The organism is Streptomyces sp. NPDC002467, from assembly GCF_042889825.1.
Taxonomy (GTDB): Bacteria; Actinomycetota; Actinomycetes; order Streptomycetales; family Streptomycetaceae; genus Streptomyces.
The window spans coordinates 13,987-28,726 of the sequence record NZ_JBIARJ010000017.1; the positions used below are offsets into that span (position 1 = coordinate 13,987).

General features: G+C 65.6%; 5 protein-coding genes. All 5 read right to left on the bottom strand.

Going from position 1 to position 14,740, the window contains the following annotated elements:
• Positions 1–5,547 (bottom strand): hypothetical protein, encoded by a 5,547-nt coding sequence (locus tag ACFYYJ_RS29940; RefSeq protein ID WP_389137118.1) that lies wholly within the window; start codon positions 5,545–5,547, stop codon positions 1–3.
• Positions 5,548–5,712: 165 nt separating this feature from the next.
• The gene (locus ACFYYJ_RS29945) at positions 5,713–9,753 is read right to left on the bottom strand and encodes a type IV secretory system conjugative DNA transfer family protein (RefSeq protein ID WP_389137120.1); all 4,041 of its coding nucleotides are present in this window, start codon (positions 9,751–9,753) and stop codon (positions 5,713–5,715) included.
• A 160-nt stretch (positions 9,754–9,913) separates the two neighbouring features.
• The gene (locus tag ACFYYJ_RS29950; protein ID WP_389137122.1) at positions 9,914–11,971 is read right to left on the bottom strand and encodes a hypothetical protein; all 2,058 of its coding nucleotides are present in this window, start codon (positions 11,969–11,971) and stop codon (positions 9,914–9,916) included.
• A 141-nt stretch (positions 11,972–12,112) separates the two neighbouring features.
• Positions 12,113–13,867, bottom strand: coding sequence for an AAA family ATPase (locus tag ACFYYJ_RS29955; protein ID WP_385360028.1), 1,755 nt, complete (start codon positions 13,865–13,867; stop codon positions 12,113–12,115).
• 255 nt (positions 13,868–14,122) lie between these two features.
• Positions 14,123–14,671, bottom strand: coding sequence for a hypothetical protein (locus ACFYYJ_RS29960; protein ID WP_389137125.1), 549 nt, complete (start codon positions 14,669–14,671; stop codon positions 14,123–14,125).
• Between the last annotated feature and the right edge of the window lie 69 nt (positions 14,672–14,740).

The window sequence follows — 14,740 nt, forward strand, 5'->3', positions numbered from 1 at the left end:
TCAGTACCCCATCCCGTAGTCGCCGTCGTTGACCTCGGGCTCGATCTCGATGCTCGGCCTGTAGACCGGGCGCGTCGCGCCCACGCCCACGGCATGCGCGGAGCGGCGGTGCGAGCCGCGGGTGCGGGACGCCGCCGCGCCCTGAGAGATCACGTCGGGCTTGACCACCGAGTCATCGAGAGCGATCACGGCGCGGTCCGGGCTGCGCGTCTCGGTGGAGCCCAGCTGATCGAGCTGCCAGGACGTCCGCACCCGAGCGTTCAGAGTCGCCACGGGCGCGAACTGCTCGTTCTTCTCGCCGTCGTAGACGCTCTCGCGGTTCTTGGCCGCCTCGACCAGATCGGCGAACGCGCCGCCGTAGGCCATCCGGTCCATCACGGTGCCCCGCAGCGACACGTCCTCTTCCAAGTTGCGGATGCGCCCGGTCGTCGGGTCCTCCAGCGCACTGGCCACGCGGGCCACGTACTCCGGGTTGACCGTGACTCCGAAGCCCTCCTTGGACTCGTAGAACTCGATGAACTGCTTCTCCCACTCTTCCGCCGTAGCCTGGACGGGCTCACCGTCGATGAATGCCGTGTGCCACTCGCCCGATCCGACATGTTTGATGCTGCGGCCCCTCCAGAGATCGCGGCCGGGGCCCTGGAGCATCGCGTACTTGTGCCGGGCCTCGGCAGCGTCGTGCTTCGCCTGCAGGATCGACTGGGTCACCGGGTAGGTGACCTCCAGGACGGCCTTGAGGTCCTCGCCGCGCAGCGCGCGCACGGCACGCTGGCTGAACGAGCCACCCAAGCCGGTGCCGTGGGACTTGATCGCCGTGGCGAACATCGAGGCTTCCTGGTCGGATTGGGTGATGCCGGGCGTGCCCTGTGCATCGCCCAGGTTCCGGGCGTAGTCGGTGAGCTTCTTCTCGCTCCCCTTGGCGCCGGTCTTGACGCAGACCTCGCGCACGCTCCGCAGGTGTGCCTCGCGATCCGAGAACGTCAGTGCCGCACCGAACTCGCCACGCTGCGCTTGGCGGTACAGCCCGCTCAGCTCCTCCGTCACGATCCGCTGGGCGAGCTTGATGTCCTCCGGCGCATCCGAGCCCGTGATCGCCCGCAGCCGGAGCCGGTTCGCCTCGCTCCGCGAACTCTCCAACTCATCAGCCATTCCGGCGTCCTTGGAGAGCGCGACCTGGGTGTCCAGCGACACCTGCATGGCCAGCGGGTGTGAACCATCGCCCTTGACCACTCCGGTGTCCAACAGGTTGGCCGGCACCGAGAGCTTTGCCAGGGCCTCGGCCTTGGCCGCCTCGCTGTGCAGCTTCACCACGGCGACGGCATCACCGTCGAAATCGCCGTCGAAGCAAGCGTCCATCACCGGGTTGATCGCGGCGCCGGTGAGCCGGTCGTCGATCGCGACCCGCATGTAGCGCACACCGGCGTCACGGAGCACCGGGTCACGCCACACCAGCGCGTGGTCGCCCTCGGCGAGCCCCAACTTCTCGGCCTTGACCGAGCTGAGCGCAACCTGGTCGACGTCCAGCCGTGGGTCCGCGGTCCACACCATCGTCGCCGAGTCGGTGAGCCGTGAGGACATCAGCCCGGTCTTGAAGATGTTGCTCTTGCCCGTCAGCACTCGCTTCTGGACGTCGGTCGTGATCGTTTCGAAGGCGCGCTGAGCGCGCGAGACCGATTCGCTCATTTTGCGACGCACCTCGGCGCGCTGCTCGGCGGACGGACTCTGGCCGTCCAGCTGCTCGGCCATGTAGCGGTAGCGGCAGGCCTCCACGAAGACGTCCTGGTAGCTGCTGGTGTAGTCGTGCGTGACGGAGGACCCGTCCTCGAACTCCTGACCACTGCGCAGATGCGAGGACATCACCGGCAGCTTCCACGAGTTCGCGCTCACCGTCTCGGTCTGCTCACCAGTCGGATACGTGAGCGGGAACGGGATCTCCATGTCGCCGCCGCGGTCGCCGATGAGCTCGCCGAAGGACTTGCGCATCGCGATCGTATTCAGTATCGGGAGCTGGCCCGCCTTGCGGGGCTGCGTGCGCAGCAAGTCGGGCATCGGGATGAACCGACGCTCGGTACGCTCGTCGAGACCCTCGGCCTGGCCGATCACGCGCAGCGTGCCGTCGGCGTCCATGTCCATGCCGGATACCAGCAGGTACTCGCGCAGGCTCGACTCGGCCCCGCTGTTGTGGCCGTAGAACTCGCGCATGATCGCCGGGCAGTCCTGAGACTGCAGCGCCCAGGCCAGCTGAGCGGAGGCCTTACGGCCCTTGCCGGCACGCACCTGCTCGTCGTCGTAGATCTTCGTCTTCTCGTCGACGGCCATATGGGTGACCACGAAGCGCATCTCGCCCAGGGCACTCGGCCGCAGTTCTCCGTCGGGCGAGCGCAGATCGGAGACGTTCCCGCTCATCAGCTCGCGCGCCGAGCCCGCGTTGCGCCGGGAGATGAGGCTGAAGGGACTCATCACCACGTCCAGACCCGGGTTGGCCCGGAACCAGTCGACCTCTTCGACGACGGCCTGCTGTTGCGCGTCGTGCAGGGGCATGTCCCGGTCGACGATCAGTGAGATCACGCCCTTGTTGCCGTGCAGATCCGAGATCTTGTCGCCCACGACGAGATCGCGCTCCCGACCGCCGGCCCCGCGGATGCGGTGGCGCTCGGCGAACTCCTTCGACACCACGATCGGGTCGTCTGCCGTCCAGCCGCCGAAGGTCATCAGCGCCGTCTTCGCCGGCGCGGTGACCTCGGAGGACTGCATGATCGTCGAGGCCGTCATCTGCTGACGGTCGAACGGGTCGTACCGCAGCGTCTCGAGCTCGGGGAGAGCCATGAGCGGCGCACGCTGTCCGGCCACGCTCTCGTCGCCCGGCACGATCCGACCATCGGTGTCGACCCGGGCCTGAGCGGTCAAGTACCGCACGATGCCCTGGTTGGTCGAGCCTCCGGTCATCACCGGGTCGAAGTAGCCGCTGGGCGCGGCCACGTTGTTCCGGTCCTTGCCGGTGAGCACCGTCATGTTCCGCCCGCCGGTGAGCCGCCAGGCGTCGAAGCGGTTGTCATCAGCCGGGTCGGTTCGGTCGCGCTGGGCCCTGTACTCGGCGTAGACCGTCGAGCCGGCCTTGATCTCGTTGGAGTAGCGCACACGGCGCGCCTCGGTCTGCAGGATCGCTGCCGTCCACTCCTCCAGGTGCGCCTTGATCTCGCCGGTGGACTCGTCCCGCTGGTACGTGGTGGCGCGCTCGATGTAGTCGACCGGGTGCTTGGTGCCGTACAGCTGTGAGTAGACCGTGTTGAGCGAGGAGGGCTCGCCGGTCTCGCTCCGCCCGGCGCTGACGTCACCGGCGATCTGGTACTGGATGCGCTCGTGCATGAGCTGCTCGTAGCCGCGCAGGCGCGTGCGCTCCTCGACCGAGGTCGGAGCCTCGCCCGGGGTCTGGGCCGTGATCGTGGCCTCGTAGCCGGGCACGATCAGGGCGTTCTGCCCGCTGGCGAAGGCGGTGGTGATCTCGCCGTACTCGCCGACATCGAAGACCTGGCCGATCTCACCCGAGATCGGAGTCCCCTTGCCGTTACGGTGAAGCTTCTCGCCACTCCAGCGAATGACGCCGTGCTCGTCGACCAGGATCTGGGAGACCGTCGCCGCGTTGCGCTCGATGCTCTCACGCACGGTGACCCCGATACGCCGTATGAACGCGGATTCGTGATCGGCGATCGGCACGGAACGCTCGGCGTTGAAGCGGACGAGCCGGTCCTTGAACCGGGTCGTCTGGAAGGTCGAGCCCATCATCTCGTCAGGGGAGATCTCGCAACGACGAAGCGCCGAGGCGAGGTTGTCGAGGTTCGACCACTGCCCGGTGGGGCTGGTCATGTATCGCGCCACCCGGTCCGGGTTGAAGCGCTGATCGACCCACTCGCCGTCGACGTCATGGGGCTGCGCCTCCCAGGTCCCGATGAGTTCGAAGGGAACGTCCTCAGCGTGCTGTCGGACCTTGTCCACGGCGGTGCCGCCGTAGACGAGGTTGCCCATCTCGGGCGTCTCCTCGGCCTGCAGCTCGCCGATCTCCTCCAGCCGTTCCCGATACATCTCTTCGGTCGCACCCGGGCGCAGCAGTTCGCTGTGCGCGCCTGTGAGCACGTCCCAGTACGAGCGCTGGATCGCGGCGACCTCGGAGTCAGCCGAGTACTCCGGCGGTTCCATCGCATCCAGCTGACCGCCGGTTCGCTCCAGCTCCGTCTCGGCGCGAGCAATGAGATCCTCGACGCCAAGGGCTGCCTGCAGGTTCTCCCGAGCGCTCTCGACGGCGGCCTTCGCATAGGCCTCGGCCGGCTCGGTGTCGAGGAAGAAGGCCGGCAGTGAGCGGTTCGTCGCGTCCCGGCGCAGCATCACCTTCGAGCCGGGCCGAGGGCGGGACTCACCGGGGGCCACGTAGTCGCCGACGACGAACATCGAGTCACGGTCAACGTGGTAGCTGTCGGGCACGTCCACCACCGTGCGGCCACGGCCGAGCTCCTGGTGTGTCGTGCCGGTCCCGCCTGCGGCGTGCCCCGGCAGATCCGTACGCTCGACGCGATGTCCCTGGGCGAAGCGCAGGAGTTGGACAGCCTCCGCCGGAGAGGGAGAGTAGACCGCCATGCCGCCGGGAACCCGGTGGTTCGTCGAGTAGCGCAGCACCGTGCCGTTGTCGTACACCCGAGCTCCGGCGTACTCCTCCTGACGCGTGTCGGTGAGGCGGATCTCCATGCCGGTCCCAGCGATCTTCGCCTTGATCTGACCTGGCTCGCGGTCGCGCATCACCGCGTAGGACACGCCCTGGGCCTTCAGCTCTTCGAGCAGTGCTGCCGAGCGCGCCACGGCGCGCCGGGACATGAAGCGGTTGCGGTCGACGCGGTTCGTCTGCGGGTTCCGGGCGCCGTCGATGACCCACTCGCGCACCTGGTCGTACTCCTGCCGGCTCATCTTGTCCATGAGCGCGGTGAGTCCAGCGGCGTCGTCGTTCGTCATCGCGCGGCCCGCCTCGAACGGCTTGCCGTTGTCGTCGATGCGCCAGAGCACCATGTTTCCGTGCCGCGGATCGGCCAGGGTCTCCACCTCGCCGCCGGCCACGCGTCCGATCGTCTCGTCCGGCAGGTACAGCAGCGCGGTCCCGGCGCGCTTCACGGTCGCGCGTCCGGACCAGGCGGGGTCATAGGGGCTGATCGGCAGCCCGGCCGACTTCGGGTCGACCTGGGCACCGACACCGGTGACGCGGGTGAACTGCCGCTGCAACTGCTGATAGCGCTCGTTCTGCGGGGAATGATCACCGAACTGCGGCTCGTAGTCGGACACGTTCTCCTGGAACGCCTGGTCGATGGCGGAGAGGCAGTCCGCGATGGCCAGCCGCGGGTCGGCCAGTGCGGTGCCCCGCCGGCCGAGGATCTCGTCGACTCGGGCGCGGATCGCCTTGGCCTGGGAGATCGGAACGACCTGTCCCGCCTGCACCCGGGCCTGCTCGACTGCCTTGTAGTAGACGTACTCGTAGAAGTACTTCCGCAGTCCGCGTGCCTTCTTCATAGTCAATCAGCTTCCTGTGGATGCTCCGGGTTACATAGAGCCTACATTGCCTATCGAAAGAGAGTTGGAGGCTATTCGAAAGGCCAGTGCCGAGGCTGTCTCTCTTGGGTGAGAGATGGCCTCGGCACTGGTTGTGATCCTCGTCCGACCCCAAGCGGCCGTCGGCTACTTCGAGTTCATCTCGATGGCCATCGCCCTGTCGAACCGGCCGTCGGCCAGCACCTCCCAGCTCGGCAGCGAGGCCAGGTACTGGTAGAAGGCCGAGTAGACCTTCACCGTCGCCAGCGACTTCAGGTCCTCCTCGGTGACGTCCTCCTCCGCGAACACCCGAGAGTCCTTCTCGTTCACGTGGCCGTTGATCCGGCGGGCGGCATTGGCGTACGCGTCCGAGCGGATCTGGCTGATGTAGGTCTGAGACCCATCGGCGCTGCGCAGTTCGCCGTCGCCGCCGACCGAGAAGTGCTCGCGATCCTGTTCCAACTCGGTCTGCGCGGACTTGTAAGCCTCGCCGATCTCGATGTCCAGGCTCTTGACCTTTGCCGAGCCGTCGGGATTGACCAGCATCTCCTTGCTGATCGTCCCCTCCGCGTAGAGCAGACGCTGCCGCTCGACGCTGACCGCCTGCCTCTCGGCGACCGCGACCCCGACCTCGACGTTCTCGATGAACTGGTCCTCGTCGAACATGCTCATCCCCTCGTACTCGTCGGGGTCGACGACCACCGGAGCGTTGGGGTCCTGGTACTTGTCGACCGTGGTCATCGTCGTGATGACCTCCATGACCTCGTCGGCGTAGACATCCGGGTCCAGTCGCTCGATGTCGACCTCCTGGTAGCCGTAGATCTCCTTGTACTGCGCCTTCGCGTCCGCGGCCTTGACCGCCTGCCGCATGCGCTTCTCCAGCATCTTCACGAAGTCCGGCTGATTCATCCGCACGTCGAAGTCCATGGCACTGGACAGCGTGGGGATCGTCTGCAGCGAGTACGTGTGCCCCGGGTGCTTGATCGTGTTCCCCAGTAGCCGGACCGACATCGGCAGGATCGTCTGGTTGCGGTTCCAGATCGGCGCATCGCCGGCCCGGAAGACGATCGAGTTGCGCGGCGAGAGGAAGGCCATGTCGTTGTAGCTGATCAGCGGCTCTTCCCTGGTGCTCATCGTGTAGGAGACCCGGCCCTCGGTCTTGCCGCCGATGACCTTGTCGAGATCCTGGCTGATCTGCTTGCTGTCCCTGTACGACCGGTGGGTCTTGCCGCTCATCTTCTCCAGCGTCTCGATCATCGAGTCGTCCGTGGATTTCAAGAAGACGATGTTCGAGGTGTTGCCCTGCACGATCTTGTCGACGCTCTCGCCGTAGACGTCGCGCAGTTGCTGCAGGGTCTGCAGGATGAGCGTGAACTGCTGCTCCTGGCCCAAGCCGATGGAGAGCATCGTCGCGAAGCCGTCGATGCCCTTGCCCTCCGACTGCAGGTTGCCGAGCTCGTCGAGCATGAACCGCGTGCGGTAGAGCGGCTTCTGGTTGGACTTCGTCATGTACGCCTGGTCGGCGCTCACGTCGAACAGCTGCTTGACCAAGATCAGGATCAGTTTCGCGTACTTCATCAGGTGAGGCGGAGTCACCAGGAACAGCGCCTTCGGGGACTCCGAGTAGCGAGACAGTTTCTGCGTGATCGCCCGTGCCTGATACGAGACCTTCTCCGGGTTGCCGCCGCCGGAGAAGTCGAGTCGCGTGTCCGGGTAGAGCGTGTCCCCGGCCTGGAAGGACAGGATCTTCCCGTCCCGAGTGCCACCCTCACGCACCGGCTTCAGCTCACGCATCACGCCGTTCTTCACGATCTTCTTGCCCGTCACCGGCTCGACCACGTAGTGCCGGCCATTGAGCGAGACCTGGTGGGTCTTCGTGAAGCTGAAGTAGAAGGTGCGCAGCAGCATCTTCGTCTGTGGGTTGACCAGCTCCAGCTTGAGCCAGGCTTCGTGGCCGGGGAACTTGCCCTTGAAGTTGTACCGGGCCCAACCTTCGCGGCCGACGATCTCCTCGTGCTCGAAGTCCTCGCCGAGGTTCTCGGTGAACATCGGGTCCGCGTAGGCCGACCACACGGCCTGCTGACCGACGAGGTGGTCGCGCTTGACGTAGTTCGGCGCGAAGCGCACGCCGAGGCGACGCGGGAAGCTCAGGCCGGCCAGGTCGGTGTTCTGCGACGGCTTGCCCGAGGTCAGCGTCGAGATCGTGGGGTCGGTGAAGAACGACATGGCGGTGATCGCGATGCCGTACACCGAGGCGAGCATCTTCTCCGCGCCGGCCATCGAGCGCAGTGCGTTGTGGGCGTTGCCCACCATCGTGCGCATGTTGTTGCGGGGCAGAGCTTCGCTCGCGTTGAAGTACAGGCTGAGCATGTCCTGATCGGCCTTGCCTTCCCACATGAAGGCCTGGGCCGCAGCCTTCTCCTGCTCCTCGGCCAGGGCGTCCGCGTTGTTGTCGAACTCGCCGGCCTTGACCCGCTTCTCCAGTTCGGCCTCAGGGTTCTTGATCTTCTTCGAGCTCATCTGCACGAAGAGCTGGTAGCAGTTGTAGAGCGTGACCTTGCCCCAGAGGTCATCGAGCTTCTGCTCGAGCAGCGCCGGGTCCATGCTCAGCACGGCTGCGGCACTGCGCAGCTCCCGTTCCTCCTCCAGGTAGAAGTCGATGAGTCCGTAGGCCGCGCGCTTGAAGGCGTTGTTGGCGGCATTGGGCCAGACCGGGTCCTCGCCGCCGTCGAGCGGAAAGAAGATCCCGGCGATGTTCTCCACATACAGTGCGCACTTGGTGAAGTTGCCTTCACGCGCTGCGTCGGCCGCCAACCCCAGGGGGTTGTAGATGTCGGTCTTCATGGAGTTGATCAGGTTGAACTGCACCGGTTCGAACCCGCGTGTGACCAGGGGCACGTAGTTCTTCACCAGCAGCTCGCCCTTGGGATCGTTGACGACCATGTTCGAGGGCTTCTTCTCCCGCGACCACATGTCGATGACCGGCTCGATGTACGTCTGGCCCTTACCGGCTCGGGTGATGGCCAGCACCATGGTGTTCACCGGCGCGGTATCGACCACGTACGCCCCGGCAGGGCGTTGGACCTCGTACGCCGGGAACGTCCAGTCCTCCTTGATCAGGGCGGCGACGGTCTTGTGCGTGTCCGACCCGAAGCCGAGTTTGTCCCGGTTCTTGCCGTCAGGGTTGTACGGGATGCGCGTGGTGTCGTACTTCAGCCGCAGGGTCTTGTCATCGGGGAGGCCGGAAGCCTCGAACAGCTCGTCGCCGAAGCCTTCGTCGATGATCGGCAGGGTCTGCGTCAGCGGACTGCCTTCGTCGTCGTCCATGACCTCGCCGGCGTAATAGGCGAGGTTCCCCTCCTCGTCGATGACGTCCTTCTCGGCGCGCTGGGCGACCTCGACGGTGCCCAGACCCTTCTGCCTGAGCATCATGTGGCTGAGCATCGAGCTGACCTGCACGCTCGAGTGAGCACCGGCGTCAGGGAACCAGTCGTAGTTCTGCTGGATCTCTTCCGGCAGAGCGATGTGCTGGTCGTTCTGGTACTGGTTGATGTCGCTCGTGGTGTTCATCAGGTTCGCCGCGGCGACCCTCCGCGAGAACCACGTGCCGATGACGAGGGCGACCATCAGACCCGAGCCGAGCGTGATGAAAAGCTTGAACCCCGAGACGTCGGCCAGCTGCTCTCCGACCGTCGTCGTGCTCTTTTCGGGCTCAGCCGGCCTGCCGGCGCTGGGCTTGTCGTCCTTCGCCGCGGTGTACCAGATGGGGACCGGAACGGCCTCAACGCTGGGGTGACACTTCGCCTTCACGTCCGGGTTGCCGTCCTTGGTCAGGGGCCGGTAACACTTCACGACCGAGCCCCCCGCACCCGTCATGGTGTCCTGGACGTAGTACGCACTCGGCTTGCTGCCGCCGGACACACCCGAGCCCAGGGAGACGCCCACCGAGAGCACCGCCGTGGCGATGAGCGAGTAGAAGACCCAGGCGACGACCGTCACCAGCACTCCGGCAATCACCGCGACGACGATGCCCGGTCTGGTCGACCTCAGGGTCAGGAACTTGCTGCGGTCCAACTGCTGGTTGTCGTAGACGTCTCGGTTCGTCAGCGTCTCGCCGGGCGTCCGCGCCGAGATCTTCTCCCAGCTGCTCGCCTTCGGCCGTGCCGCCTTCCGCTTGTTCGTGGCCATCGTGCTTCCCTACTCTCGAGCCTCGCTCATTTCGCTGTCCCGCTGTCCCGCTGTCCCGCTGTCCCGCTGTCCAGTGCGCCCGGCTGCGCAGACGACGACGGCGCATGGGGAACGCGCCCCATGCGCCGTCAGATCACCCCGTCGGTCATGACCGGATCGCTCAACGGATCAAGACCACCCCGACGATGAAGCCGGCGACACCCATCAGGAGCGAGAGCGTGACGATCATGACGACGAGAATCTTGTTCGAGCGGCTCTGCATCTCGGAAGCCCGCGCCAGCTCGTTGGCGTAGGACTCCTTGTCGGCCTGCATCTCCGTCAGGCGTGCTTCGTACCGTTTGGCCACTGAATCCTCGACCGTCGACAGCTGCCCGAGCAGGTCGGAGACCCGCGTCACCTGGTGGTTGGTCTTCTCCTTCTCCAGGTCGAGGTTGTGCTGCCACTCGGCGTCCCGAGTCGTCATCTGGGTGATGGCGTCCTTGCGGTTGCGTTCGAGCTCGTCCTCCATTCGGCGGATCCGGTCGGCGTGCTCAGAGCGCACCGATTCCAGGAGGTCCAGCTGTTCCCGGCGCAGGATGCCGATCTCGTCCGTGGTCCGCTGGTGCTCGGCCAGCGCCTCGTACTGGGCGATGTCGGCCTTGCGGTTGTCGTCGACGATCCGCTGGATCTCGGACTTCCACTGGCTCAGGCGCGCTTCCTCGGCCGCCAGGTACTCCGACTGCCGCTCGGCCAGCACCTCGAATATCCGCGTCTGCCCGGTCTGCATCTTCAGCGTCGCGTCCGACCGCCGGACCCGCAGGATTTCATGCTGGTTGTGCGCGTGGGTGTCCTCGATGTCCCGCTCGATCGCGGCGGCGGAGTCAATCTGCTCGCGCTCCATCCGCGAGCGGTTGCGCTCCTTGTACTGCAGCTCCGCCGAGAGCGCCGCCTGCTGGGCCACCTTGGTGGCCTGCGCCTCATAGTCCTTGGCGATCTCCGCCCGGCGGGCTCGGATCTTTTCCTCCCTCTCCGTCTGCCGCTGCTGGTGCTCAGCCTCAGCCGCGTCCTTCAACAGCTTGTACCGGGAGCCCTCGCGGTCGGTGGCCACCGTGCGGATGACCTGCTCGGTGTGCGCCGACATGAGGTTGACGTAGAGCGCACGCAGCTCGACCTCGTGCGCGGAACGGAGCTGCATCAAGTCCGCGTTGGCCTGCCGGTTGAGCTGGGCGACCTGGTCCCCGAGCCACTCGGTCGCTCCCTCGGGCACGGCGATCTGCACGACCGGTGCGCCGATGGTGAAGGTCGCGTCGAACTCGTCGAGCCGGACGTCCAAGTCCAGCTCCTCGGAGAGGAACCGGCGGGCGATGACGTCGCGTACCTGGGCCTGATCCGCCGGAAGCACAGCGTCGCCGGCCTCCTGGTAGTCGCCTTCGATGCCGGTGCCGGCGTCGGCCTCGTCGAAGCCCTCGTAGTCGGTCACCTCGTCGCGGTCGTAGTCCGGCTCCGACTCGACCGAAGCGGTGGCCACGTCGTCCCCGTCGAACACGGGTGTGTCCACCCCTTCATCGTCGTCGATGACGTCGCTGAAACGCGGCTCGTCGTCCAGGCCCTCGTCAGCCCCCTCGTCACCGGGGATCACATCGAAGATCGCATCCCCCTCGTCCTCCCAGAAGACCGCCGGGGCGGGGTCGGCGGTCCCGGCCTCGGCGATCAGGCCGCTGTGCTCTTCCCACGCCATCTTGCCCACGGCTTCTTCGAGGCTCGTGGTACCTGCAGCGACAAAGCGCGCCTCTGCGAAGGTCGCGTCGTTCACCAGATCGACGAGCAGATCGCCGCCGGGCTTCTGCCACACGACGGCCCAGGCGTAGGTGGCGCCGGTGAGCAGCGAGTACTCCTCCATGCGCGCGAGAGTCTCGTCGGTGGGGATGATGCCGAAGACCTCCGCTTCGAGCATCTCCGCCGTGGCGACCGTGCGGATCTGGTCGGAGCTGATGAGCTCGATGATCGAGCCCTTCGCCTCGTCCCGGCCGTGCCGCGTACTCAAGCCGCCGATCTCCTCGGCCGCAAGCACGAGCATCACCCAGGCCGTGCCGCTGGGAAAGACGAACGGAGTGTTCGACCGCAGCAACTCGACCGCTGCCGGGATCGCCGTCTCTCTCACCACGGAGGCCAGAAGCTCGTTGGGCTTCTTCTTCCGTTCCTTCTTCTGGCGGACCGCCGCCGTTCCCAGAATGCCCATTGATGCCGATCCCCTCGCCAAAAGAACACAGTCCGCCTGGTTTACGAGCATCCTATCGTTGGCTTGTCGGAGTAAGCAACTATAGGGTGTCGAAGGCCTATCGACTCGTTAGTCGACTAGATCCCGTCGGCCTTGACCGACTCATCGCACCGCACTGACCTCGATATAGGCATCGGAACTCAGCAGGTTCTTGTCGTCGCTGACCAAATCGCCGACGACGTCAATGCGGATCCGTCGCTCTGAGGGGTGCTCGTTGAGGAAGGTCGCCACCGCGGTCGTCACCTCGTCGGTCAGCTTCGCCACGGCCGCACGCGCGCCGCCTGCATCGGAGTCGGTGTCACCCTTGTCCTCGATGAGGTACTGCAGGACCCTCGCGTCGACGTCGACCCGCACGTTGTGCTTGACGAACACCTCCTGCACCATCTGCCGCAGCTTCTTCCGCACGATCTTCTGCTGCGTCGGCAGCGACAGCGGCTGGAAGGGTACGATCGCGTCGATGCGGCCCAGCAGCTCGGGCGGGAACCGGTTGTCGCCCGTCGTCGAGGAGATGGAGCGGCGGATCAGCTTCTCGTACTCCATCAGCTGTTTGCCCGAGCCGGTGTCGTCGGCGGCGTACTGCGAGATGCTCTTGTAGATCTCCGTGCCGGCGTTCGTCGTCAGAACGATGTACGTGTTGAGGAAGCTCACTTCGCGGTTGTTGTCGTCGTTGAGCCGGCCGTCGTCGAGCACCTGTAGCAGCACGCGCGTGACCATCGCCGAGGCCTTCTCGACCTCGTCGAAAAGCAGCACGGCGTGGGAGAGGTCCCACACCCGCTTGGTGAGTTCGGAGCGGAAGGCCGCGAATGACGAGTCCTCGGCGTACTCCGTCATGTCGAAACGGATCAGGTGCCGCTGGTCATCGCCGAACAGCAACTTCGCCAGTCGTTTGGTGAGTTCGGTCTTGCCGACACCGGTGGAGCCCGTGAACAGCAGGCTCGCCATTGGCTTTCCCTTGTCATTGAGGTCCGCCACCGCCAGCTGCAGGCGACGTGCCACCGCGCTGGTCGCCCATTCCTGGCTGAACACCTTCTCGTCCAACTGCTTCTTGATCTTCGCGCCGTCGACCTTGAAGGCCACGTTGACGTTCAGGGTCTCCATGAGCACGTCCGAGAGCAGGTCCCGGTCCATCGGCCGGTGCGTCAGGCGATGCCAGCCGACCATGGAGTCGAGCACGAGGATCGACTTGCGCGGTTGAGCGCTGGCCGGCATGTAGCGCTGGGTGTACTCGTAGATCTGCCGGAAGATGTGGTCGTCGTAGAACTCGTCGGCCACCCCGTATCGTTCGGCCATTCCCTGCAGAATCTTGATGGTCGTCGACTGGTCGGGCGGGTTCAGGTTGATGCGTTGCAGTCGCTCGACGAGCGGCTGGTTCGGCGAGATGTGCTTGTGGAACTCCTCGTAGGTCGTCGCCGCGATGATCCTGATGCCGCGGGTTCCCGATGCGGCGAGGACCGGCTTGATCGCCTCGACGGCGGCGTCGGAGAGCTGAACGATCTGATGGAACTCGTCGATGAAGAGGACCAGTTCGTGCTTCTCGATTCTGACGAAGTCCTCGGCCTCGTCGAAGAAGCCCTTGAGGATCGCCGCCATGTTCTCGGCGTTGCCCGCCTCGGAGATCATGCGCGCCGGGTCCACCTCCAGGTACAGGCGGTCCTTGTCCACCAGCATCGTGGCCTGGACCAGGGCCGTCTTGCCTGTGCCGGCCTCGGCCAACAGGAGCGCGTTGCACAGCTCGGGACGGCTCATCGAGGCCAGCAGCTGTGTCGTCTCGTGCTCGCGGCCGACGATGTCGCGCTCGGCCTTCTTCAGTGGCTCCGAGAGCTTGGACAGGAGCCGGTAGCGCTCGTTGAGCTGCACCTCTTGAAACATGCCGCACAAGCCCTCTCGACAAGACTGACGATTCGACTGCAAAATCAGTCGAAACCTATCATGAGTCGTACTCGATAGGAGGCTTGATAGGGAGTGTGAAGGAGTGCTCGCGCGCGTAGCGCCGGCGGTTCCGGTGGTGCGAGCTGACCGGCAGGTAGGCGCCCCCGTGTAGCCGAAAGGCCCCTGGATGTCATTCCAGGGGCCTTTTGGGGCTTGACTCGGCCTCGACCTTCGACCTTGGTCTCAGCCGACCGTCGGCTGGTCGACCTCGACCTCGGCTGCCTGCTCCCGCTCGGTCTCGGGGGCCGAAGCCCGAGCCTGTGACTCCCTGGCCGCGGCCTGGGCCTTGCGGGCTGCGCGCATGGAGGTCAATTGGTTGTCCAGCGTTGTGCTGTCGACCTCGAACTCGGAGGCCTCGACGGACTTGGTGTTGACCACCAGGCCGGTGCCGCGCGTCGCGGGCATCACATTGCCCTTGAAGCCGTAGACGGTGCCGACCTCCTTGCCGTCCTTGTCCAGGATCGGCTCGGTGTTCGGCCCCGCGGCCTTGGCGATCTCCTCCATCTGACTGGTGGAGTACGGGGCGCCGTTGTTGTAGCGGACCTTGCCGTCCTCGCCCTGGACCCGATCGGACTTCAGATGCAGGTTCGTCTGCTTCTGGCCGCGCGGATCTCGAGCGTCGAGCTGGACGTCGGCGTACCGGGACTTGCCATCCCTGCTGAAGCCCCTCGTGTAGGCGATCGCGATGAGGTTGACTCCGATCATCGCGCCCTGGCCCTTGATAAGTACCATGATCTCTTCCCTCCACTTGTTCCGACTGTCATCTGACAAGTCGGCCGTGATCGGTCACATCGCCCGAAC

Bases quoted from the DNA above. Each gene is read 5' to 3' on its own strand.
- ACFYYJ_RS29960 (WP_389137125.1), bottom strand. From the start codon at position 14,671: ATGGTACTTATCAAGGGCCAGGGCGCGATGATCGGAGTCAACCTCATC.
- ACFYYJ_RS29940 (WP_389137118.1), bottom strand. From the start codon at position 5,547: ATGAAGAAGGCACGCGGACTGCGGAAGTACTTCTACGAGTACGTCTAC.
- ACFYYJ_RS29945 (WP_389137120.1), bottom strand. From the start codon at position 9,753: ATGGCCACGAACAAGCGGAAGGCGGCACGGCCGAAGGCGAGCAGCTGG.
- ACFYYJ_RS29950 (WP_389137122.1), bottom strand. From the start codon at position 11,971: ATGGGCATTCTGGGAACGGCGGCGGTCCGCCAGAAGAAGGAACGGAAG.